General features: G+C 36.3%; 15 protein-coding genes and 5 tRNA genes. 19 read left to right on the plus strand and 1 reads right to left on the minus strand.

The annotated features are described in order from the left end of the window. Window positions 1-86: 86 nt before the first annotated feature. The 18 genes from rpsU (at window position 87) to BUC31_RS19395 (ending at window position 15,251) form a co-directional block, all read left to right on the plus strand. Window positions 87-281, plus strand: coding sequence for a 30S ribosomal protein S21 (gene rpsU / locus BUC31_RS19310; RefSeq protein WP_027067859.1), 195 nt, complete (start codon window positions 87-89; stop codon window positions 279-281). 89 nt (window positions 282-370) lie between these two features. Then, on the plus strand, window positions 371-1,261 hold the full coding sequence (locus BUC31_RS19315; RefSeq protein WP_073247345.1) for a tyrosine-type recombinase/integrase: 891 nt from the start codon (window positions 371-373) through the stop codon (window positions 1,259-1,261). A 47-nt stretch (window positions 1,262-1,308) separates the two neighbouring features. Next, on the plus strand, window positions 1,309-1,611 hold the full coding sequence (gene hpf, locus BUC31_RS19320; RefSeq protein WP_073247347.1) for a ribosome hibernation-promoting factor, HPF/YfiA family: 303 nt from the start codon (window positions 1,309-1,311) through the stop codon (window positions 1,609-1,611). A 103-nt stretch (window positions 1,612-1,714) separates the two neighbouring features. Further along, window positions 1,715-1,788: transfer RNA gene (locus tag BUC31_RS19325), tRNA-Thr, on the plus strand. Between the two features lie 27 nt (window positions 1,789-1,815). After that, a tRNA-Tyr gene (locus BUC31_RS19330) sits at window positions 1,816-1,897 on the plus strand. A gap of 47 nt (window positions 1,898-1,944) precedes the next feature. Then, window positions 1,945-2,017: transfer RNA gene (locus BUC31_RS19335), tRNA-Gly, on the plus strand. A 71-nt stretch (window positions 2,018-2,088) separates the two neighbouring features. Next, a tRNA-Thr gene (locus BUC31_RS19340) sits at window positions 2,089-2,160 on the plus strand. A 55-nt stretch (window positions 2,161-2,215) separates the two neighbouring features. After that, window positions 2,216-3,403 carry an elongation factor Tu gene (tuf, locus tag BUC31_RS19345; protein ID WP_073247349.1) on the plus strand — a complete coding sequence of 396 codons (1,188 nt, stop codon included), beginning with the start codon at window positions 2,216-2,218 and terminating at the stop codon, window positions 3,401-3,403. 99 nt (window positions 3,404-3,502) lie between these two features. Then, a tRNA-Trp gene (locus BUC31_RS19350) sits at window positions 3,503-3,578 on the plus strand. A 55-nt stretch (window positions 3,579-3,633) separates the two neighbouring features. Further along, a complete protein-coding gene (secE, locus tag BUC31_RS19355) occupies window positions 3,634-3,822 on the plus strand; it encodes a preprotein translocase subunit SecE (RefSeq protein ID WP_036155945.1) in 189 nt (62 codons plus the stop codon). Window positions 3,823-3,830: 8 nt separating this feature from the next. Next, window positions 3,831-4,382: a transcription termination/antitermination protein NusG gene (gene nusG, locus BUC31_RS19360; RefSeq protein ID WP_073247351.1), complete on the plus strand. Its 552-nt coding sequence runs from the start codon at window positions 3,831-3,833 to the stop codon at window positions 4,380-4,382. Window positions 4,383-4,460: 78 nt separating this feature from the next. Next, a complete protein-coding gene (gene rplK, locus BUC31_RS19365) occupies window positions 4,461-4,898 on the plus strand; it encodes a 50S ribosomal protein L11 (RefSeq protein WP_027067854.1) in 438 nt (145 codons plus the stop codon). Between the two features lie 18 nt (window positions 4,899-4,916). Continuing rightward, on the plus strand, window positions 4,917-5,606 hold the full coding sequence (gene rplA / locus BUC31_RS19370; protein ID WP_073247353.1) for a 50S ribosomal protein L1: 690 nt from the start codon (window positions 4,917-4,919) through the stop codon (window positions 5,604-5,606). A gap of 25 nt (window positions 5,607-5,631) precedes the next feature. Continuing rightward, on the plus strand, window positions 5,632-6,147 hold the full coding sequence (rplJ, locus tag BUC31_RS19375) for a 50S ribosomal protein L10 (protein ID WP_073247354.1): 516 nt from the start codon (window positions 5,632-5,634) through the stop codon (window positions 6,145-6,147). A gap of 51 nt (window positions 6,148-6,198) precedes the next feature. After that, window positions 6,199-6,576 carry a 50S ribosomal protein L7/L12 gene (rplL, locus tag BUC31_RS19380; RefSeq protein WP_073247357.1) on the plus strand — a complete coding sequence of 126 codons (378 nt, stop codon included), beginning with the start codon at window positions 6,199-6,201 and terminating at the stop codon, window positions 6,574-6,576. A 132-nt stretch (window positions 6,577-6,708) separates the two neighbouring features. Next, a complete protein-coding gene (rpoB, locus tag BUC31_RS19385; protein WP_073247359.1) occupies window positions 6,709-10,518 on the plus strand; it encodes a DNA-directed RNA polymerase subunit beta in 3,810 nt (1,269 codons plus the stop codon). A gap of 63 nt (window positions 10,519-10,581) precedes the next feature. Further along, the gene (gene rpoC / locus BUC31_RS19390) at window positions 10,582-14,880 is read left to right on the plus strand and encodes a DNA-directed RNA polymerase subunit beta' (protein ID WP_073247361.1); all 4,299 of its coding nucleotides are present in this window, start codon (window positions 10,582-10,584) and stop codon (window positions 14,878-14,880) included. A gap of 56 nt (window positions 14,881-14,936) precedes the next feature. After that, window positions 14,937-15,251 carry a DUF3467 domain-containing protein gene (locus BUC31_RS19395; RefSeq protein ID WP_073247363.1) on the plus strand — a complete coding sequence of 105 codons (315 nt, stop codon included), beginning with the start codon at window positions 14,937-14,939 and terminating at the stop codon, window positions 15,249-15,251. Window positions 15,252-15,285: 34 nt separating this feature from the next. Here BUC31_RS19395 and BUC31_RS19400 read toward each other — a convergent pair whose 3' ends face one another. After that, window positions 15,286-16,875, minus strand: coding sequence for a peptide chain release factor 3 (locus BUC31_RS19400; RefSeq protein ID WP_073247365.1), 1,590 nt, complete (start codon window positions 16,873-16,875; stop codon window positions 15,286-15,288). A 379-nt stretch (window positions 16,876-17,254) separates the two neighbouring features. Between BUC31_RS19400 and BUC31_RS20450 the strand changes: the two genes are divergently transcribed. Further along, a partial coding sequence (locus BUC31_RS20450; protein WP_211573893.1) for a midas domain-containing protein occupies window positions 17,255-20,498 on the plus strand: 3,244 nt, incomplete at its 3' end.

Raw genomic sequence — 20,498 nt, forward strand, 5'->3', positions numbered from 1 at the left:
ATTTTAAAAATCAGTTTAAAGGTTGTCTGTTTCAATATAGTTGTTATATTTGCAGCCTTAATCACAAAAGAGAGGAGGTTTAGCCCATGTTAATAATACCAGTAAAAGAAGGAGAAAACATCGATAGAGCTTTAAAACGTTTCAAACGTAAGTTCGATAAGACAGGTACAATGAGACAGTTACGTAAGCGTCAACAGTTCAATAAGCCATCAGTTGTTCGTAGAGCACAGATACAAAAAGCAGAATACATTCAAGGTCTTAGAGATCAAGAAGAAATCTAAATTTTGTTTTATAAAATTAAAATCCCGCAATTTGCGGGATTTTTTTTGTTCAAATTTCAACAGACCTAAAACTTTGATACCTTTAGATTATGTTTTTAACAGAGTTTATTTCTTATCTAACCTTAGAGAAAAATTATTCTAAGCATACTACAAAGGCTTACGAGAATGATATTCTTGAATTTAGTGCTTTCTGTTTATCTAATTATGATATAAGCGATATTGATACTGTAGAGTATAGTGTTGTGCGATTTTGGGTTGTTGATTTATCTGAAAGAAAAATTAACAATAGATCTATTAATAGAAAAATAGCGTCATTAAAAGCTTATTTCAAGTTTCTTCAAAAAATTGAGGTAACTGAAATTAATCCATTGAGTAAGCATAGAGCATTGAAAACTGCAAAGAAAGTTGAGATTCCTTTTTCTGAGGTAGAAATGGAAAATGTGCTTTCGCAAATAGAATATACAGAAGATTTTGAGGGTATAAGAGATGAGTTGTTAATACATGTTCTGTATGTTACTGGTATGCGTAGGGCAGAGGTTATTGCCTTGAAAGTGTCAGATGTAGATTTTGAAACAATGACAATAAAAGTCTTAGGTAAGCGAAATAAAGAGAGAATTGTGCCTATGCTAGCTGAAACCAAAGAAAAATTTACACAATATTTATTAGATCGTAAAAGATTGAATGTGGTGGTCGACGATAAATTTATGTTCTTAACGAAATCAGGCAATAAATTGTATGAAACCCTTGTTTATAGATTAATAAAAAAGTACTTTAGAGAGGTGTCCTCAAAGGTAAAGACGAGTCCGCATATTCTTAGGCACACCTTTGCAACGCATCTTTTGAATAAGGGAGCAGATTTAAATGCTGTTAAAGAGTTGTTGGGTCATTCTAGTTTGGCGTCTACACAGGTGTATACCCATAACAGTATAGCAGAGTTGAAAAAGGTTCATGCAAAGGCTCATCCTAGGGGGAACAAATAATTATTGTAAAATCAGGCTAAATTCTTAAAGCCATAAATTTTCTGACTATGAAAGTAAATACGCAATCGGTAAATTTTAATGCAGACGATAAGTTGATTAATTTCCTTCAAAATAGACTTGATAAGGTGGAAACCTTTTATTCTAAGGTAATTAGCTCAGATGTTTATATGAAAGTGGAGAATACTAGTGCTAAAGAAAATAAAATAGTTGAGATTAAGATTACGGTTCCTAGAGATAAATTTGTAGTAAAAAAACAATGTAAATCATTTGAAGAGGCTGTAGACTCAGCTTGTAGTTCGCTGGAACGTAGGCTAATAAAACAAAAAGAGAAAATAAGATTACAAGCTTGATAAAAATTTTTCAAAATTTGTTTTGAATAAACAAAAAATACTATACATTTGCAGTCCGTTAGAAATAGCGGGCTTTTTTATGACAGAAATAGTTGTGAAATAAGCCGATGTAGCTCAGCTGGCTAGAGCAGCTGATTTGTAATCAGCAGGTCGTGGGTTCGAGTCCCTCCATCGGCTCTAAAGTTCTTTAAAATATTAGTTTGAGGGGAGATACTCAAGCGGCCAACGAGGGCAGACTGTAAATCTGCTGACTACGTCTTCGCAGGTTCGAATCCTGCTCTCCCCACAAAACTATTTTCTAGAGGATTTTATTGAAATATTGTAATATTATAAGCGGGAGTAGCTCAGTTGGTAGAGCGTCAGCCTTCCAAGCTGAATGTCGCCGGTTCGAACCCGGTCTCCCGCTCTATAAATTTGACAGTAATGTCATCCCTGCGAAGGCAGGAATCTATCTTTTGGGTGGGTTCAACACTTTACGCCGGTGTAGCTCAGGGGTAGAGCGTTTCCTTGGTAAGGAAGAGGTCACGAGTTCAATTCTCGTCATTGGCTCAATTAAGGTATAAATTTGTACACTAATATAAACTAAGAATAAAATACATTAAACATGGCAAAGGAAACTTTCGATCGTTCCAAACCGCACTTAAATATAGGTACTATTGGACACGTGGATCACGGTAAAACTACATTGACTGCTGCTATTACTACTGTTTTGGCAAATGCAGGTCTTTCTGAATTGAGAAGTTTCGATTCTATCGATAACGCTCCTGAGGAAAAAGAAAGAGGTATTACAATTAACACATCTCACGTAGAGTATTCTACAGCTAATCGTCACTACGCACACGTTGACTGTCCTGGTCACGCGGATTATGTGAAGAACATGGTTACTGGTGCTGCTCAAATGGATGGTGCTATATTAGTTGTTGCTGCTACAGATGGTCCTATGCCACAAACTCGTGAGCACATCTTATTAGGTCGTCAGGTAGGTATTCCTAGAATGGTTGTATTCATGAATAAAGTGGATATGGTTGATGATGAGGAGTTAATCGAGCTTGTTGAGATGGAAGTAAGAGAATTACTTTCTTTCTATGAGTATGATGGTGATAATGGACCTGTAATCGCTGGTTCTGCATTAGGTGCATTGAACGGTGAGCAAAAATGGGTTGACACGGTAATGGAATTGATGGAAGCTGTTGATAGCTGGATCGAATTACCTAAGAGAGATGTTGAAAAAGATTTCTTAATGCCTGTTGAAGATGTATTTACAATTACTGGTCGTGGTACTGTTGCAACTGGTCGTATTGAAACTGGTGTAGCAAATACAGGTGATCCAGTTGAGATTATCGGTATGGGAGCTGAGAAATTGACTTCTACTGTTACTGGTGTTGAAATGTTCCGTAAGATTTTGGATAGAGGTGAGGCTGGTGATAACGTAGGTATCTTGTTAAGAGGTGTTGAAAAATCTCAAATTAGCCGTGGAATGGTAATCTGTAAGCCAGGTTCTGTTAAGCCACACGCTAAGTTTGAAGCTGAGGTTTATGTATTGAAAAAAGAAGAAGGTGGTCGTCATACACCATTTCATAATAACTATCGTCCACAGTTCTATGTAAGAACTACAGATGTAACTGGTAACATTGCACTTCCTTCAGGAGTTGAAATGGTAATGCCAGGTGATAACCTTACAATTACAGTAGAGCTTATTCAGCCTATTGCTTTGAGTATCGGTCTACGTTTCGCTATCCGTGAAGGTGGTAGAACAGTAGGTGCAGGTCAGGTAACTAAGATTATAGATTAATTTTAATCTAAAAGAGTATTGTGTTTAAGGGTGTCTTGCTCAAGCGGGACACCTTTACATGCAAATAATAGAATAGGTGATTTAATAATTGCTATTCATACGGGTGTAGCTCAGTTGGTAGAGCACTGGTCTCCAAAACCAGGTGTCGGGAGTTCGAGTCTCTCCTCCCGTGCCACAATAGAATTTGGAATATAGGTATCCTATTTGTTGAAATTGTAAAAAGAATTTAAATGTTCACATATATAAAAGAATCCGTTGAAGAGTTAAGGAATAATGTTACTCTTCCGTCACGTGCAGAATCATCTAACTTGATGGTTATTGTAGCTGTGTTTTCTATCCTTTTTGCTTTGGCAACTTGGGGAGTAGATACGGTCTTTAGTAAAGTGATTAAATCTTATTTCAACTTCGTTTTAAACTAGATAGGACTATGTCGGAAGTATTGGATAAAAAATGGTACGTTGTAAGAGCTGTCAGTGGTCAAGAGAATAAGATCAAAGGATACATTGAAAGTGAAGTAGAGCGTCATGGTTTCTCTGACTATTTAGAAGATGTTCTTGTTCCTACTGAAAAGGTTATTCAGATTAGAAATGGCAAGAAGATAAATAAAGAAAGAGTTTATTTTCCTGGTTATATCATGATCAAAGCCAATTTAGGTGGTGAAATGGTACATATTATTAGATCTATAACTAATGTTATAGGTTTTTTAGGGGAAACTAAAGGAGGGGATCCTGTTCCTTTGAGGAAAAATGAAGTAAATAGAATGCTTGGTAAGGTAGATGAGCTAGCTGTTAATACAGATAGTGTTGCTATCCCATTTGTGTTTGGTGAAACGGTAAAAGTAATTGATGGTCCTTTCAATGGCTTCAATGGTACTGTTGAGAAGATAAATGAAGAAAAACGTAAGCTTGAGGTTATGGTGAAAATTTTCGGAAGAAAAACACCTCTAGAGCTTAGTTACATGCAAGTAGAGAAAGTATAAGTATTAGATTAAGTGTTACATACATATAATTAAAGTAGTGTTGCTTCCGTAAACACACTTTCAATTTAATTTTAAACAATGGCAAAAGAAATAGGTAAAGTAGTTAAACTACAAGTTAAGGGAGGTGCAGCGAATCCATCGCCACCGGTTGGACCTGCCTTAGGAGCTGCTGGTGTTAACATTATGGAATTCTGTAAGCAGTTTAATGCTCGTACACAGGATAAACCAGGTAAAATATTACCAGTTGTTATCACCGTTTACAAGGATAAGTCTTTCGACTTCGTTGTAAAAACTCCACCGGCGGCAATTCAGCTATTGGAAGCGGCTAAGATTAAAAAAGGATCTGGCGAACCTAACAGAGTAAAATTAGGTAGTGTTACCTGGGACCAAATCAAGGCAATTGCCGAAGATAAAATGGTTGACCTTAACGCATTTACAGTAGAATCTGCTATGAGTATGATAGCTGGTACTGCACGTTCTATGGGTATGAAGGTAGCAGGAAAGAAACCTTTTTAAAATCTTAAAAGTAATTAAATGGCAAAGTTAACTAAGAAGCAAAAAGAAGCGCATTCTAAAATAGAGAAAGATAAATTATACTCTGTTACTGAAGCTTCAGCTTTAATTAAAGAGATAACCAATACAAAATTTGACGCATCTGTAGATTTAGCGGTTCGTTTGGGTGTAGATCCAAGAAAAGCTAATCAAATGGTTCGTGGTGTGGTAACATTACCTCATGGAACTGGTAAAGATGTTAAGGTTTTGGCTTTGGTGACACCAGACAAAGAAGCGGAGGCTCAAGAAGCAGGCGCTGATTATGTTGGGTTAGATGAGTATTTGGAGAAAATAAAAGGCGGTTGGACAGATGTTGATGTTATCATCACTATGCCAAGTGTAATGGGTAAATTAGGTCCTTTAGGTCGTGTATTAGGACCAAGAGGTTTAATGCCCAATCCAAAAACAGGAACTGTAACTATGGATGTGGCAAAAGCTGTATCTGAAGTAAAGGCAGGTAAAATAGATTTTAAAGTTGATAAAACTGGTATCGTACACGCTGCGATAGGTAAGGCTTCTTTTTCTGCTGATAAAATAGCGGATAATGCTAATGAGTTGTTAGACACTTTGAATAAGATGAAGCCAACTGCGTCTAAGGGTGTTTACATGAAATCAATTTTCATGTCTAGCACAATGAGTCCTAGTTTGCAATTAGATCCAAAGTCAGTTTAATAGCTGGTAGTTAAAAATTAAAAGTATGACAAGAGAAGAAAAAGCAACGGTTATAAAAGATTTGACTACGCAGTTGGCAGATAGCACCACAATTTATGTGGCTGATATTTCAGGTTTAGATGCAGGTACAACTTCTGATTTAAGAAGAGCTTGTTTCAAGGCTAATATTAGACTAGCTGTAGTTAAGAATACATTGCTTGCAAAAGCAATGGAAGCTTCTGAGAAAGAATTTGGTGAATTACCAGAGACATTAAAAGGGAATACATCTCTTATGTTTTCTGATGTAGCCAATGCCCCTGCAAAATTGATAAAGAATTTTAGAAAAAAATCTAAGAAACCTTTATTGAAGGGAGCTTTTGTTGAAGAGGCAATTTACATAGGTGATGAAAACTTGGATGCTTTAGTTAGCATTAAGTCTAAGGAAGAAATGATTGGCGAAATTATTGGATTGTTACAATCTCCAGCCAAGAATGTTATTTCTGGTCTTAAATCTGGTGGTGGAAAAATCGCTGGTATCCTTAAAACATTATCTGAAAGATAAGTACGCACAATAAACTAAGTATATTTTAAAAATTTTATTAAACGATAGAAAATGGCAGATTTAAAAGATTTCGCAGAACAATTAGTTAACTTAACAGTTAAAGAAGTAAACGAGTTAGCTGATATATTAAAAGATGAATACGGTATTGAGCCTGCAGCAGCAGCAGTAGCAGTAGCTGCCGGTGGTGGTGGTGAAGCTGGTGAAGCAGCAGAAGAGAAAACTGAATTTGATGTAATTTTGAAAGCAGCAGGTGCTTCTAAATTAGCAGTTGTTAAATTGGTTAAAGAATTAACTGGTTTAGGTTTGAAAGATGCGAAAGATATCGTTGATAGCGCACCAAAAGCTGTTAAAGAAGCTGTTTCTAAAGATGAAGCAGAAGGTATCAAAAAATCATTGGAAGAAGCTGGAGCAGAAGTTGAGCTTAAATAATAGCAACAACCATATTACTTTTGGTTTAGGTCTTTGCGCTTTTTGCGTTTAGACCTAAGCCATTTTATAGAATTAGGTATATTAAGAGGTATACTACTCATTTAGTACTCACGATCAAAACACTGTCCGTAGATGTTCACAAATAATACTGAAAGAATAAGCTTCGCTTCCGCAAGAAACACACCGGATTACCCGGATTTCTTAGATATTCAGATTAAATCTTTCCAAGACTTTTTTCAACTAGAGACTAAATCAGATGAAAGAGGGAATGAAGGTCTTTATAACACCTTCATGGAAAACTTTCCAATCACTGATACTAGAAATCAGTTTGTATTGGAATTTTTAGATTATTTCATAGATCCACCAAGATATTCTATTCAAGAATGTATCGAACGTGGTCTTACTTACAGCGTTCCTTTAAAAGCACGTTTAAAATTGTATTGTACGGATCCTGAACATGAGGATTTCGAAACAATTGTACAAGATGTGTATTTAGGTACGATTCCTTATATGACACCAAGTGGTACTTTCGTTATCAATGGTGCAGAAAGGGTTGTTGTTTCTCAGTTACACCGTTCTCCTGGGGTATTCTTTGGACAGTCTTTCCATGCAAATGGAACAAAATTATATTCTGCAAGAGTAATACCTTTTAAAGGTTCTTGGATAGAATTTGCTACCGATATTAATGGCGTTATGTATGCTTATATCGATAGAAAGAAAAAATTACCGGTTACTACATTGTTTAGGGCTATTGGCTTTGAGCGTGATAAAGATATATTAGAGATTTTCGACCTATCGGAAGAAGTAAAGGTTTCTAATGCCGGACTTAAAAAAGTACTTGGTCGTAAGTTAGCGGCTAGAGTTTTGAACACTTGGCATGAAGATTTTGTTGATGAGGATACTGGTGAGGTAGTCTCTATTGAACGTAATGAAATTGTTCTAGATCGTGATACTATTCTAGAGAAAGAACATATTGCAGAAATTATTGATGCAGATGTAAAGACTGTTCTTTTGCATAAAGAAAATAATGCGCAATCTGATTACGCAATTATCCATAATACATTACAAAAAGATCCAACGAACTCTGAAAAAGAAGCCGTTGAACACATCTATCGTCAATTACGTAACGCTGAGCCGCCAGATGAGGAAACAGCACGTGGTATTATTGATAAATTATTCTTTTCTGATCAACGTTACAACTTAGGTGAAGTTGGTCGTTATAGAATGAATAAGAAATTACAGTTAGATATTGGAATGGACAAGCAAGTCTTGACTAAAATAGATATCATTACTATAATTAAGTATTTAATTGAGTTAATTAACTCAAAAGCAGAGATTGATGATATTGACCACTTATCTAACCGTCGTGTTAGAACTGTTGGGGAACAATTATCTTCTCAGTTTGGTGTTGGTCTTGCACGTATGGCAAGAACAATTCGTGAGCGTATGAATGTTCGTGATAACGAAGTATTTACACCTATAGATTTGATTAATGCCAAGACATTGTCTTCTGTTATTAATTCTTTCTTTGGTACAAATCAGTTATCTCAGTTTATGGATCAAACTAATCCATTAGCAGAGATTACGCACAAGAGAAGACTATCGGCTTTAGGTCCAGGTGGTTTATCTAGAGAGCGTGCTGGTTTCGAAGTACGTGATGTTCACTATACACACTATGGTCGTTTATGTCCTATTGAAACTCCAGAAGGTCCAAACATTGGTTTGATTTCTTCATTATCTGTGTTTGCGAAAGTAAACCCAATGGGCTTCTTAGAGACACCTTATAGAAAAGTTACTGATTCTGTTGTTGATTATAAGAACTTTACTTATTTAAGTGCAGAGGAAGAAGAAGGAATGAAAATTGCGCAAGCAAACATTCCAATGAAAGAAGATGGTACTATTGATGCTGAAAAGGTTATTGCTAGAGAAGAAGGTGATTTCCCTGTTGTAGATCCATCAGAAATTCAATACACTGATGTTGCTCCTAATCAAATTGCTTCTATTTCTGCATCTTTAATTCCTTTCTTGGAACATGATGATGCGAACAGGGCTTTGATGGGGTCTAACATGATGCGTCAGGCAGTTCCTTTATTGAAACCACAATCACCAATTGTTGGTACAGGTTTGGAACGCCAAGTGGCTTCAGATTCTAGAGTATTGATCAATGCAGAAGGTGATGGGGTTATTGAGTATGTAGATGCTCAAAAAGTCACTATCAAATATGATAGAACTGATAACGAAAGATTAATCAGTTTTGAAGAAGATAGCAAAACATATTTCTTAGTTAAATTTAGAAAAACTAACCAAGGAACGAACATTAACCTAAAACCTATTGTACAAAAAGGGGATAGAGTTAAGAAAGGACAAGTTCTTTGTGAAGGTTATGCAACTGAAAAAGGAGAGTTGGCACTAGGTAGAAACTTAGTTGTAGCTTTTATGCCTTGGAAAGGGTATAACTTTGAGGATGCAATTGTGATTTCTGAAAAAGTTGTTCGTGAAGATATATTTACATCTATTCATGTTGATGAATATTCTTTAGATGTTAGAGATACTAAATTAGGGGCGGAAGAGCTTACACATGATATACCAAACGTTTCTGAAGAGGCTACCAAAGACCTTGATGAAAATGGTATGATTAGAATTGGTGCAGAGGTTAAGCCTGGAGATATTCTAATTGGTAAGATTACTCCTAAAGGTGAATCTGATCCAACTCCTGAAGAAAAATTATTACGTGCTATTTTTGGTGACAAAGCTGGTGATGTAAAAGATGCTTCTTTAAAAGCTTCACCTTCTTTAAGAGGTGTTGTTATTGATAAGAAATTATTTTCTAGATCTGTAAAGGATAAGAGAAAACGTTCAGAGGATAAAGAAGAGCTTTCTAAATTAGAGTTAGAGTACGAAGTAAAATTCCAAGAATTGAAAGATGTTCTTGTTGAGAAATTATTTACCATTGTAAATGGTAAAACTTCTCAAGGTGTTCTTAATGATTTAGGTGAAGAAGTATTACCTAAGGGGAAGAAGTATACAATGAAGATGTTAAATTCTGTTGATGATTTCGCTCACTTAGTTGGTGGAAGCTGGACTACAGATAACGATACAAATTCATTAGTAGCAGATTTACTTCATAATTATAAAATTAAACTTAACGATTTACAAGGTAACTTGAGAAGAGATAAGTTTACAATATCTGTTGGTGATGAATTACCAGCTGGTATTATGAAGTTGGCTAAAGTTTATATTGCTAAGAAGCGTAAGCTGAAAGTTGGTGATAAGATGGCGGGTAGACACGGTAACAAAGGTATTGTGTCTAGAATAGTACGTCATGAAGACATGCCATTCTTAGAAGATGGAACTCCTGTTGATATCGTTCTTAATCCACTGGGTGTACCTTCTCGTATGAACATTGGTCAGATTTATGAAACTGTATTAGGTTGGGCTGGTCTTAAACTTGGTAGAAAGTATGCAACACCAATTTTTGATGGTGCTACTTTAGATCAAATTAATGCTTACACTGATGAAGCAGGTATTCCAAGGTTTGGACATACATACTTATATGATGGTGGAACTGGACAACGTTTTGATCAACCAGCAACAGTTGGTGTAATCTATATGTTGAAACTTGGACACATGGTAGATGATAAGATGCATGCTCGTTCAATAGGACCATACTCTTTAATTACACAACAACCATTGGGTGGTAAAGCTCAGTTTGGTGGTCAGCGTTTTGGAGAGATGGAAGTTTGGGCACTAGAGGCATATGGTGCATCTGCAACTTTACGTGAGATTTTAACGGTTAAATCTGATGATGTTATCGGAAGAGCTAAAACCTATGAATCTATTGTTAAAGGCGAAACAATGCCAGAGCCTGGTTTACCAGAATCTTTCAACGTTTTAATGCACGAACTTAAGGGATTAGGTTTGGATATTAGACTTGAGGAATAGTTCAATATTTTATATTGAAGAACTATTAAGTAAAACAAATTAAAACATTATCAGCACGCTATTATGGCTAGAATAAAAGATAATAACCCAGTAAAAAGGTTTGATAAAATTTCAATAGGATTAGCTTCGCCAGAATCTATTTTGGCAGAGTCTAGAGGAGAAGTTTTAAAGCCTGAAACAATTAACTATAGAACTCACAAACCAGAACGCGATGGTTTGTTCTGTGAGCGTATTTTTGGTCCTGTAAAGGATTATGAATGTGCTTGTGGTAAATATAAACGTATACGTTACCGTGGTATCGTATGTGACCGTTGTGGTGTAGAGGTTACTGAGAAGAAAGTACGTAGAGACCGTGTAGGTCATATTAACTTGGTAGTACCAGTTGCTCATATTTGGTATTTCCGTTCTTTACCGAACAAAATAGGATACTTATTAGGTTTGCCATCTAAGAAATTAGATATGATTATTTACTACGAGCGTTATGTAGTAATTCAACCAGGTATAGCTAAAGGTCCTGAAGGTGAGGAGATTCAGAAAATGGATTTCTTGACTGAAGAAGAGTATTTGAATATTATTGATACTATACCACAAGAGAATCAATATTTAGAAGATTCTGACCCCAACAAGTTTATTGCTAAAATGGGAGCAGAGTGTTTAATTGATTTATTAGGTAGAATAGATCTTAAAGAACTTTCTTTCGAGTTAAGACATAAGGCAAATACTGAAACATCTAAGCAACGTAAAACTGAAGCTTTAAAACGTTTACAGGTTGTAGAGGCACTAAGAGAGTCTCAAGAGAATAGAGAAAATGAGCCGGAGTGGATGATTATGAAAGTGATTCCGGTTATACCTCCAGAATTACGTCCATTAGTTCCATTAGATGGTGGTCGTTTTGCGACTTCAGATTTAAATGATCTTTATAGAAGAGTTATTATCCGTAACAACCGTTTAAAAAGGTTGGTAGAGATAAAGGCACCAGAGGTAATTTTACGTAATGAAAAACGTATGCTTCAGGAAGCTGTCGATTCTTTGTTTGATAACACTAGAAAGGCATCTGCAGTAAAAACTGAATCTAATAGACCATTAAAATCACTTTCAGATTCATTGAAAGGTAAACAAGGTCGTTTCCGTCAAAACTTGCTTGGTAAGCGTGTTGATTATTCTGCACGTTCGGTAATTGTTGTTGGACCTGAATTAAACTTGTTCGAATGTGGTCTTCCAAAAGATATGGCAGCTGAATTATACAAACCTTTTGTTATCAGAAAGCTGATAGAAAGAGGTATTGTAAAAACAGTGAAGTCGGCTAAGAAAATTATAGACAAAAAAGAGCCTGTTGTTTGGGATATTTTGGAGAATGTATTAAAAGGTCACCCAGTATTATTAAACAGGGCTCCTACATTACACCGTTTAGGTATTCAAGCATTCCAACCTAAATTAATAGAAGGTAAAGCGATTCGTCTTCACCCATTAGCATGTACTGCATTTAATGCGGATTTTGATGGGGATCAAATGGCGGTTCACTTACCATTAGGACCAGAAGCAATATTAGAAGCGCAATTATTAATGCTTGCTTCTCAGAATATATTAAACCCTGCAAATGGTTCACCTATTACGGTTCCATCACAGGATATGGTCTTGGGTCTGTATTATATGACCAAAGAGCGTAAATCAACACCAGAAGTTCCAGTTAAAGGAGAAGGTTTAACTTTTTATTCAGCAGAAGAGGTTGAGATTGCTTTCAATGAAGGCATGGTAAATCTTAATGCAGGAATAAAAGTTAGGGCAAAAGATTTTAATGAAGAGGGTGAGTTGGTTAACAAAATTATACCTACTACAGTTGGTCGTGTTTTATTTAATAATCACGTACCAGAAGCAGCTGGTTATATTAACCAAGTATTAAACAAGAAAGCTTTAAGAAATATTATTGGAGATATTTTAGCGGTAACAAGTGTACCAGTTACAGCTGCGTTCTTGGATAAGATTAAAACTATGGGTTATGAATTCGCTTTTAAAGGTGGATTGTCCTTTAGTTTAGGGGATATTATTATTCCTGCAGAAAAGATGGATATGATTGGTGAAGCCAATGTTCAAGTTGACGGTATTATGGCCAATTATAACATGGGTCTTATAACGAACAACGAGAGATATAACCAAGTTATTGATGTTTGGACATCTACTAACGCTCAGTTAACAGAGTTGGCTATGAAACGTATCCGTGAGGATCAGCAAGGTTTCAACTCAGTGTATATGATGCTTGATTCTGGTGCAAGGGGTTCTAAGGAGCAAATTCGTCAGTTAACAGGTATGCGTGGTTTGATGGCCAAGCCTAAGAAATCTACTGCCGGTGGTGGTGAAATTATTGAAAACCCAATTCTTTCTAACTTTAAGGAAGGTCTTTCAATTCTTGAATACTTTATTTCTACTCACGGTGCTCGTAAGGGTCTTGCCGATACCGCTTTGAAAACGGCGGATGCTGGTTATTTGACTAGAAGACTAGTTGATGTTTCTCAAGATGTTATTATTAACACTGAAGATTGTGAAACTCTAAGAGGTGTAGAAGTTAAGGCACTTAAGAAGAATGAAGAGATTGTTGAAAGCTTAGGAGAAAGAATTTTAGGTCGTGTTTCATTGCATGATGTGTATAACCCAATGACTGAGGAGTTAATTCTTCAGGCGGGTCAGCAAATTATGGAAGTTGATGTGAAAAGAGTTGAAGCTTCTCCGGTTGAAAAAATCGAAGTTCGTTCGGCACTTACATGTGAAGCTGAAAAAGGAATATGTGCTAAATGCTATGGTAGAAACCTTTCTACTAATAAGATGGTTCAAAGAGGTGAAGCTGTTGGTGTTGTTGCTGCTCAATCAATTGGGGAGCCAGGAACACAACTTACACTTAGAACATTCCACGTAGGTGGTATTGCAGGTAACATTTCTGAAGATAATAAGCTAGAAGTAAGATTCTCTGGTGTTGCTGAGATTGAGGATTTAAGAACAGTAACTGGAGAAGGTTCAGACGGGAAACCTGCTGAAATTGTAATCTCTAGAACTAGTGAAATAAAAGTAGTTGATGCTAAAACAGGTATTACGTTAAGTACAAGTAATATTCCTTACGGTTCTCAATTATTTGTTGAAAACGGAGCTAAGGTTACTAAAGGTGATGTTATTTGTTCATGGGATCCATATAACGGTGTTATTGTTTCAGAGTTCCCAGGTAAGATTGCTTATGAGAATATTGAGCAAGGTGTAACTTATCAAGTTGAAATTGATGAGCAAACCGGTTTCCAGGAGAAAGTAATTTCTGAATCTAGAAACAAGAAGTTGATTCCAACATTATTGATTCAAGATGCTAAAGGTGAAACATTACGTTCGTATAACCTACCTGTAGGTTCTCACATTATGGTTGATGATGGCGATAAGATTAAAGAAGGTAAAATTTTGGTTAAGATTCCACGTAAATCTGCAAAAGCAGGTGATATTACTGGTGGTCTTCCAAGAGTTACTGAATTATTCGAAGCAAGAAATCCATCAAACCCAGCTGTTGTATCTGAAATTGACGGTGTTGTTTCTTTTGGTAAGATTAAGAGAGGTAATAGAGAAATCATCATTGAATCTAAATTAGGTGAGGTGAAGAAATATCTTGTGAAACTTTCTAATCAAATCTTAGTTCAAGAGAACGATTATGTAAGAGCAGGTATGCCATTGTCAGATGGTTCAATTACTCCAGAAGATATTTTAGCAATTAAAGGTCCTTCTGCAGTACAACAGTACTTAGTAAACGAAGTTCAGGAAGTTTATAGACTTCAAGGTGTGAAGATTAATGATAAGCACTTCGAAGTAGTTGTTAGACAAATGATGCGTAAAGTAAGAATTCAAGATCCGGGTGATACTATTTTCTTAGAGAATCAATTGATTCATAAAGATGATTTCATTATGGAGAATGATGAAATCTTTGGTAAGAAAGTAGTAATGGAAGCGGGTGATTCTGATAACCTTAAACCAGGTCAAATTGTAACTCCAAGAGAGTTGAGAGATGAAAATTCTTTATTGAGACGTGGTGATAAGGCGTTGGTAGAAGCAAGAGATGCTGTATCAGCAACAGCTACTCCAATTCTACAAGGTATTACTAGAGCATCGTTACAGACGAAATCATTTATTTCTGCTGCATCGTTCCAAGAAACGACTAAAGTATTAAATGAAGCTGCTGTAAGTGGTAAGATTGATACATTAGAAGGTCTTAAGGAAAATGTAATCGTTGGTCATAAGATTCCGGCTGGTACGGGTATGAGAGACTACGATAGTATTATCGTTGGGTCTAAAGAAGAATATGATGAAATAATGGCCAGAAAAGAGGCATTAAGATTCTAATTTTATATTAACCCTCAAATTTTATTTGGGGGTTATTTTTTTAATAAAACTATAATATGAGTGACAATAAGAATCCGAATCAAAAACAAATTAATATTGAATTGGATGAGAAGATGGCAGAAGGAATTTATTCCAATCTGGCCATCATTAATCATTCAGTTTCTGAATTTGTAGTTGATTTCATAAGTATGATGCCTGGAGCTCCAAAAGCAAAGGTTAAGAGTAGAATTATACTTACTCCGCAACATGCTAAGAAGTTTTTAAAAGCATTGAATGATAATGTACAACGGTTTGAAAAAGCTAATGGTACTATAAAGGATTATGAACAACCTTCTATACCAATGAATTTTGGTCCTACCGGTGAAGCATAATAAAAAAGCCCAACTTAAAAAGTTGGGCTTTTTTTTATTCAAATTCAGAAGTGAAATGAAATTTCACTGATGGATATTTCTGCTGTGTCATTTGCAAAGAAAATTGAGAGTCAGCTAGAAAAACCAGTTGTCCTTTTTTATCCTTAGCTAAGAATTTTTGCTTTACTCGTTCAAATTCTTTGAATTCATCTGTTTTTCTATTTTCAGTACCTACCCAACAGGCTTTATGCACATTAAAGTTTTCGTAGCTACATTTTGCTCCGTATTCATGTTCAAGCCTATATTGTATCACTTCAAACTGTAAAGCTCCTACAGTTCCTATTACTTTTCTTCCATTTAGTTCTAAGGTAAATAACTGGGCAACACCTTCATCCATCAACTGATCAATACCTTTATTAAGTTGTTTAGACTTCATAGGGTCAGCATTGTTGATATACCTGAAGTGTTCTGGAGAAAAACTAGGAATACCCTTATAGTGCAGACTTTCTCCTTCAGTTAATGTATCTCCTATTTTAAAATTACCAGTATCATGTAATCCCACAATATCTCCAGGGTATGAGATGTCTACTATTTCTTTCTTTTCGGCGAAAAATGCATTCGGACTAGAAAACTTTAAGTTTTTACCATTTCTTACATGTAAATATGGTTTGTTACGTTCAAATGTACCAGAGACAATTTTTATAAATGCAAGACGGTCTCTGTGCTTGGGGTCCATGTTGGCATGAATTTTAAAGACAAACCCAGTCATTTCTTTTTCGTTAGCTGCTACAAGGCGTTCTTCAGCATTCTTTGAGCGCGGAGTAGGGGCAATTTGAATAAAGCAGTCTAAAAGCTCCCTTACTCCGAAGTTATTTAATGCAGAACCAAAAAATACGGGTTGCTGTTCTCCTTTTAAATAGAGCTCTTTATCAAAGCTAGGGTAAACACCCCAAACCAATTCTAGGTTTTCTCTTAATTCAGTTGCTGCTTTACTTCCTATAATTTTATCTAACTCAGGATTGGTAACATCATCAAATGCTATGGTCTCTTCAATGTTCTTTTTACTATCTCCACTAAATAAGTTAATATTCTTTTCGAAAATATTGTAGATACCTTTAAAGTCATACCCCATACCTATAGGAAAACTTAAAGGAGTTACAGAAAGACCTAGTTTCTGCTCTAATTCGTCAAGTAGGTCAAAAGCGTCTTGACCTTCCCTGTCCATTTTGTTTATGAATACCAATATCGGTATTTTACGCATTCTACAAACTTCAACCAATTTAACTGTTTGTTCTTCGACACCTTTTGCAACGTCGATTACAACAATGACACTATCTACCGCAGTTAAGGTTCTAAAAGTATCTTCAGCGAAATCTTTATGACCAGGCGTGTCTAGTATATTAATTTTTTTACCCTTGTAGTTAAATGCAAGAACAGAAGTGGCAACTGAAATACCTCTTTGTCTTTCTATTTCCATGAAATCACTAGTTGCTGTTTTTTTAATCTTATTATTCTTCACAGCACCTGCTTCTTGTATCGCACCACCGAAAAGTAATAATTTTTCAGTTAATGTAGTTTTACCTGCATCTGGGTGAGAAATTATTCCGAAGGTTCTTCTACGTTCTATTTCTTGCTTAAAGGTCATATACAAAATTTGTGCAAAAGTAATATAAATTCAATTCTTAACATTTAGAGTGTACAAATGATAATTTTAAATTATTATTTTTTTTTGTATTTGTTTGATTAAATGGTTGTTAGATTTTTAAAGGTTAATATTTTCAATATTCTATAATCTTTTACTAAGATTTCATCGTAAATAAAATTGAAATGTTAAATATTCTTAATTAAAAAGACTTCTTTTTCTGTCGATTACCTATTTAATTCCTTGGTTAATCGAAAAAGAATTTGAGTTGATTCAATTATGATTTATCTTAGCAGCGTTTAATAAGAATGCCCCACTTTCTTACAAGCGAATATTAAAAACACTACCGAATGCCATGGTGATTAGTAAAACACTAACACTTATGGGTAAAATTACTTTTATATTACGTTACTTATTGTCGTTTAGAGCATTAGTTCTTGTGACAGTTCTATTTTTGACGTCATCATTTTCTGATTTTAATAATCTAGATTCCAATCTTTTCATTATGTATTGTGATACAGACGGAGATAGTGTGTTAGATGAAGATGATATAGATGATGACGGAGATGGTATAATAGATTCAAATGAAGATAAAAATTTAGATGGAGATTATAATCATACCACAAATCCTACCGATACGGACTGTGATGGTGTTCCGGATTATTTAGATATAGATTCAGATAATGATGGTATTTTAGACAATTTGGAAGCGCCGAATTTTCATAAATATAAACCGGCATCTGGAGTAGATTCTGACGGTAATGGTTTAGATGATATTTACGAAAAATACCCTGGTAGCGGAGAAGGTGTAAAAGTTGATGATAGGGATGGTGATGGTAAACCGAATCATCTTGATATTGATACTGATAATGATGGTATTCCTGATAATGTAGAAGCACAGACAACTGCTGGTTATGTTGCTCCAAATCCTGATAATACAGCAACTTATGCCTTAAATAATGGTATTAATAGTGCATATATTGGTGGTTTAATACCTGTAAATACTGACGGTACTCCACCTCCAAACAAACCAGACTATCAAGATTTTGATAGTGATGATGATCTTGTCCTTGATAGTAACGAAGGCAATGATTTCAACTTTGACGGAATCCCTGATCAGACCTATACAGGTATTGATACCGATGGTGATGGGTTGGATGATGGTTATGAAGGTTCTGATGTAAATGACGGTTTCGATGTCAACGATGAGATCAACGATCCGGCTAACGATCTGCCTGATACCGATGGTACCGAAGATGTGAACTATAGGGATTTGGACGATGACGGTGATGGAATTAACACACCGGACGAGGATGTCAACAGCGATGGTGATCCTACCAATGACGATACTGATAACGATGGTACTCCTGATTACCTTGATATAGATAATACCCTTGGTCCAGATACGGATGGTGATGGAGTAACCGATAGTGTAGATCTTGATGATGACAACGATGGTATATTGGATAGTGTTGAAGATCCTAATTTGGATGGGGATAATGATCCGCTAACTGATTCATTGGATAGCGATGATGATGGTATACCTAACCATTTGGATATCGATAGTGACAACGACGGAATTCCGGATAATGTAGAGGCACAGACCACTGATGGTTATATAGCACCTAACGAGGACGATGCCGCAACGTATGCTTCTAACGATGGTGTTAATAGTGCTTATATAGGCGGACTTACACCAGTAAATACAGATGGTGCCGATAATGTAGATTACCTTGATTTGGACAGTGATAATGATTCGGTACCTGATAACAATGAAGGTAATGATTTTAATTTTGACGGAATCCCTGATCAGGGCTATACCGGTGTTGATACTGATGGCGATGGTTTGGACGATGGATATGAAGGTTCAGATATAAACGACGGTTTCGATGTCAACGATGAGATCAACGACCCAGCTAACGACCTGCCTGATACCGATAGTACGGAAGATGTAAACTATAGGGATTTGGATGATGACGGTGATGGTGTGGATACACCGGACGAAGATGTCAACAACGATGATGACCCTACAAATGACGATAGTGATAATGATGGTACTCCTGATTATTTAGACCCTGATAGTCCTGGTCCTGATACTGATGGTGATGGTGTAGCCGATAGTGCTGATCTTGATGATGATAACGATGGTATATTGGATAGTGTTGAAGATCCTAATTTGGATGGAGACAACAATCCGCTAACTGATTCAATGGATAGCGACAATGATGGAATACCTAATCATTTGGATATCGATAGTGACAATGACGGAATTCCAGATAACGTAGAGGCACAGACTACTGCTGGTTATATCGCCCCTAATGAGGACGATGCAGCAACGTATGCTTCTAATAATGGTGTCAACAGTGCTTATCCTGATGGACTTATACCAGTAAATACAGATGGTACCGATAATGTCGATTACCTTGATTTGGATAGTGATAATGATTCTGTTCCAGATAACAATGAGGGTAACGATTTTAATTTTGACGGAATTCCTGACCAGAGCTACACCGGTGTTGATACCGATGGCGATGGTTTGGATGATGGTTATGAAGGTTCTGATGTAAATGACGGTTTCGATGTAAATGATGAGATTAACAACCCAGCTAACGATCTGCCTGATACCGATGGTACAGAGGATGTAAACTATAGGGATTTGGACGATGACGGTGATGGTGTGGATACACCAGACGAGGATGCCAACAACGATGGTAATCCAACCAATGACGATACTGATAACGATGGTACTCCAGATTATTTAGACCCTGATAGTAACCCTGGTCCAGATACTGATGGTGATGGAGTAGCTGACAGTGCGGACCTTGATGATGATAACGATGGTATCTTGGATAGTGTTGAGGATCCTAATTTGGATGGAGACAACGACCCTTTGACGGATCCTTTAGATACGGACAATGATGGAATGCCGAACCATTTGGATATCGATAGCGACGATGATGGCATTCCTGATAACGTAGAGGGCCAAACGACTGATGGTTATATTGCACCTAACGAAGACGATGCAGCAACGTATGCATCTAACGATGGTGTCAACAGTGCATATCCTGACGGACTTACACCTGTGAATACAGATGGTACCGACAATGAGGATTATATTGATTTGGATAGTGATAATGATTTGGTTTTCGATAATAACGAAGGCAATGATTTCAATTTTGACGGAATTCCTGATCAAATCTTTACAGGTGTTGATACCGATGGCGATGGTTTGGACGATGGTTATGAAGGTTCTGATGTAAATGACGGTTTCGATGTAAATGATGAGATCAACGACCCAGCGAACGATCTGCCTGATACCGATGGTACCGAAGATGTGAATTACCGTGATTTGGATGACGATGGCGATGGCATTGATACACCGGACGAAGATGCCAATAACGATGGTGACCCTACAAATGACGATAGTGATAATGATGGTACACCGGATTATTTGGATCCTGATACAATACCTAGGGAAGATTTAGATGTTATTGATGACGTAGTCTCTACGCCAGTTGATACCCCTATAGTAATAGATATTTTGGATAATGATTTAGGTATACCAACTGATGGAACGTTAACTGTAACCGATCCATCAAATGGGACTGTTGAAATCAACGATGGAG

The sequence above is a fragment of the Maribacter aquivivus genome, from assembly GCF_900142175.1.
Taxonomy (GTDB): domain Bacteria; phylum Bacteroidota; class Bacteroidia; order Flavobacteriales; family Flavobacteriaceae; genus Maribacter; species Maribacter aquivivus.

Coding starts and splice junctions, on each gene's coding strand:
- rpsU (WP_027067859.1), top strand. CDS start 87: ATGTTAATAATACCAGTAAAAGAAGGAGAAAACATCGATAGAGCTTTA.
- BUC31_RS19315 (WP_073247345.1), top strand. CDS start 371: ATGTTTTTAACAGAGTTTATTTCTTATCTAACCTTAGAGAAAAATTAT.
- hpf (WP_073247347.1), top strand. CDS start 1,309: ATGAAAGTAAATACGCAATCGGTAAATTTTAATGCAGACGATAAGTTG.
- tuf (WP_073247349.1), top strand. CDS start 2,216: ATGGCAAAGGAAACTTTCGATCGTTCCAAACCGCACTTAAATATAGGT.
- secE (WP_036155945.1), top strand. CDS start 3,634: ATGTTCACATATATAAAAGAATCCGTTGAAGAGTTAAGGAATAATGTT.
- nusG (WP_073247351.1), top strand. CDS start 3,831: ATGTCGGAAGTATTGGATAAAAAATGGTACGTTGTAAGAGCTGTCAGT.
- rplK (WP_027067854.1), top strand. CDS start 4,461: ATGGCAAAAGAAATAGGTAAAGTAGTTAAACTACAAGTTAAGGGAGGT.
- rplA (WP_073247353.1), top strand. CDS start 4,917: ATGGCAAAGTTAACTAAGAAGCAAAAAGAAGCGCATTCTAAAATAGAG.
- rplJ (WP_073247354.1), top strand. CDS start 5,632: ATGACAAGAGAAGAAAAAGCAACGGTTATAAAAGATTTGACTACGCAG.
- rplL (WP_073247357.1), top strand. CDS start 6,199: ATGGCAGATTTAAAAGATTTCGCAGAACAATTAGTTAACTTAACAGTT.
- rpoB (WP_073247359.1), top strand. CDS start 6,709: ATGTTCACAAATAATACTGAAAGAATAAGCTTCGCTTCCGCAAGAAAC.
- rpoC (WP_073247361.1), top strand. CDS start 10,582: ATGGCTAGAATAAAAGATAATAACCCAGTAAAAAGGTTTGATAAAATT.
- BUC31_RS19395 (WP_073247363.1), top strand. CDS start 14,937: ATGAGTGACAATAAGAATCCGAATCAAAAACAAATTAATATTGAATTG.
- BUC31_RS19400 (WP_073247365.1), bottom strand. CDS start 16,875: ATGACCTTTAAGCAAGAAATAGAACGTAGAAGAACCTTCGGAATAATT.